The organism is Pseudomonas sp. MWU12-2020, from assembly GCF_023100605.1.
GTDB classification, from domain to species: domain Bacteria; phylum Pseudomonadota; class Gammaproteobacteria; order Pseudomonadales; family Pseudomonadaceae; genus Aquipseudomonas; species Aquipseudomonas fluorescens_H.
Genome location: NZ_JALMEX010000047.1, coordinates 1 through 654, shown reverse-complemented (window position 1 = coordinate 654; position 654 = coordinate 1). Strand labels below are relative to the sequence as shown.

Genomic DNA, 654 nt, shown 5'->3' with positions numbered 1-654 from the left:
TGCAGTGGACGACGTCATCCTTCTCTCCTGGGGTGGCACCCTTGTGGCTTCCACACCGGTGACCCAGGCGCAGATCGACGATCCGGTGGCCAACCCGATTCTGATCTGGATCACCAAAGCCATCATTGAGCGCGTCGGTGACACCGACGACTCTGGTCTGGCGGTCACCTTCAAGGTACGCGACAAGGTCGACAATGAATCGGAAGACTGGTGCAAGGAAACCCGTATCGTCGTCACTGTCGGCATCGACCGGCTGAACGCGCCTATCGTTCAGGAGGCTTTCAACAATAAGCTCGACGTCGATAAACAGGGCAACAACGACATTACGGCCGTAGTCACGGCCACCGGACCGCGCTTCGAGCTTAATGACATCATCTACTTGACCATGTTCGGCACCACCGTGGATGGCGAAGAGATCAAAGTCCCTGCCCCGACCCATATCATCGACAATCTCCCGCATAACTACCATTTCAAGCTGCCCATTGCCGACGTGCGCAAACTGGTCAATACCCAGGTCATGTTCTCTTATCACCTGGTACGCAACGGCAGCAGTCTTCCACTCTCCAAAGGGCAGTTTGTCGATTTCGAAGGCGTAGCCCACCGCCTGGCCGCACCGACGGTCAAGGAGGCCGTGGGAGACTTCATCGACCCTGA

1 pseudogene is annotated in these 654 nt (G+C 56.9%); it reads left to right on the top strand.

The window, feature by feature from the left end:
• Nucleotides 1-43 precede the first annotated feature (43 nt).
• Nucleotides 44-654 (top strand): annotated as a pseudogene (locus M0814_RS28965) (hypothetical protein); the annotation flags it as partial.